General features: G+C 69.7%; 2 protein-coding genes and 1 pseudogene. 1 reads left to right on the top strand and 2 read right to left on the bottom strand.

From position 1 onward, the window contains the following. Window positions 1-74: 74 nt before the first annotated feature. Entirely contained in the window at window positions 75-629 is a 555-nt protein-coding gene (locus BN903_RS18050) for a glycosyltransferase family 4 protein (RefSeq protein WP_228841067.1), read from the bottom strand. A gap of 49 nt (window positions 630-678) precedes the next feature. Continuing rightward, a pseudogene (locus BN903_RS18595) lies at window positions 679-1,077 on the bottom strand (glycosyltransferase); the annotation flags it as partial. Window positions 1,078-1,311: 234 nt separating this feature from the next. Here BN903_RS18595 and BN903_RS08165 point away from each other — a divergent pair. Continuing rightward, on the top strand, window positions 1,312-2,243 hold a 932-nt coding region (locus BN903_RS08165), incomplete at its 3' end, for a glycosyltransferase (protein ID WP_052334945.1).

Here is a 2,243-nt window from a genome sequence, read left to right on the forward strand (position 1 = left end):
TACGCCGCCGCGAACGCGCTCGGATTCCCCGGCGGCGACGACGCGTCCGGCCCCTACCTCGTCGACGACCCGCTTCAGCGGAGCGACGTCCGAGACCACGACCGGTCTCGCCATCGCCATGTACTGGTAAAGCTTGTGCGGCAGGGTCGTCTCGGGTCGTGGGGCGTCCGGTCGTGCGGAACGAGACAGACGTCGCACGCGGCCATGTAAGCCGGCACGTCGTCGAAGGGGACGCGACCGGCGAAGGTCACACGGTCCTCGACGCCGAGGTCCGCGGCGAGTTCGCGGAGCCGCCTCCCGACGGGACAGTCATGGTCGCCGACGAGGAGGAGACGCACTTCGGGGGGTCCCGACTCGACGGCCGCGATCCCCCGGAGCGCCGTTTCGAGGCCGCGGTGCGGGCCGAACGACCCGACGTAGCCGACGACGAACGAGTCCCCGTCGACGGCGGGTGCCGGGGGCGTCGCGGGGTCGAACGCCTCGACGGAGACCGTGTTGCCGACGACCGTCACGTCGGTCGGGGGGACGGCGCAGTCGCGGACGTAGTGCCGCTCGGCCTCGGCCGCCACGGTGAGCAGTCGGTCGGCCCCCTTCGTCCAGTGGCGTTCGAACCGCTTGTACCGCCACACCGGGAACGCGAGGCGTTCGAAGGAAGTCGGGCGGCGACCGCCACCACGCCGGGTCAGAGCGTCGCCACTGACGGACCGCTTCCGGGTAGTTCTCGTGGCAGTCGACGACGACGGGAGCGTCGAGGTGGTCACCGACGCGGAGGGCCGTCCCCGCGAGCAGCAGGTCGTGAACGTGTATCACGTCGATCCAGTCGCCGTGTGCGGCGACCGCCGCCGCCCACTCCGGTCTGTACCCCGTCAGCGCGACCGAGAGGTTGCGCCGGAGTCGATCGAGGCCGGTCCGCTCGCCGGTTCGGACGCGCACCACGTCGATGCCGTCGATCGTTTCGCGGTCCGGCCGGTCCGGCTCGGTCGGACAGAAAAGGCGCACGTCGTGACCGGCCTCGCCGAGGGCGTGCGCCTCTTTGGTCACCCGGATGTCCGGGGGAAACGAGTCCGGAAGGATCATCGCGACGTTGGCGGTCACGGGGTCGCCTCCGCGAGGGTATGGACTGGCGGACCGCGCCGTCGGTCACGGCTCGGTCGAGCGCGAGCGACGGACCCCGGACCGGTTCTCGTCACGACGGTCTCGATGTGGTCGGGTATCGGGGTTTAGTATACACTCGTTAATCCCGCTGTGCGGACCGAACGCCGGGGTAGTCGCTGTGTACTTATCCGCTAATGCGGGGAACGGCCTCGCAGTGTGCCACAAGTCAGTGCGCTGATACCCACGTACAATAGGGCCGAGCACGTCGGCGGTGCGATCCGGACCGTCCTCCGCCAGACGTACGACGACGTCGAGGCGGTCGTCGTCGACGACGGCTCGACGGACGAGACGCCGAGCGTGCTCGATCGGTACGCGGACGACCCCCGCGTAGTGGTCCGGACCAACGAGCGCAACCGCGGTATCGCGGGGAGTTTCAACCGCGCCGCGGCGGCCGCCGCCGGCGATCTCCTGTGTATCCTCGGCGACGACGACCGGTGGCATCCCGAGAAGGTCCGCAGACAGGTCGACCGGATGAACGCGCTCGACGACGAGTACGCCGTGGTGTACACCGGCGGCGTCGCCACCTCGGTCGAGAGCGGCGACATCGTCACCGAGTTCCGTCCCGACCGGCGCGGCGACATCTACCCCGGCGTTCTCCGGACCTTCTCGCTGAACCCGCACTCGAGTCACATGATCCGGCGGTCCTGTTTCGAGGCCGTCGGCGGCTTCGACACCGAGTTCCCGCACGGCGTCGACTGGGAGATGAACATCCGGCTGGCGCGCCGGTACAAGTTCGACTACGTCGCCGAGCCGCTCGTGAATCGGCGCATCCACGACACGAACGTCTCGCAGTCGGCCGAGTCACAGGCTCGGCTGTACGGGTGGATCTACGACAAGTTCGCCGAGCAGTACCGCCGACACCCCGAGGCCAGTCGGGAGATACGCACGAGACACCACCGGCTCAGCGCCCACGCCGCGATGCGACGCGGCGACAGAGCGGGAGCGGTCGTCCACTGTGCGAAGGCGCTCCGGCTCTCGCGGTCCTGGCTCGTGCTCGCGCTGCTCGTCACGATGCTGGCCGGCGCGCGGAGCTACCGAGCGCGAGAGCGGGCGTACGAACGACTCGCCGGACTCGCGGACCGGTTCGC

This window comes from Halorubrum sp. AJ67 (assembly GCF_000513435.1).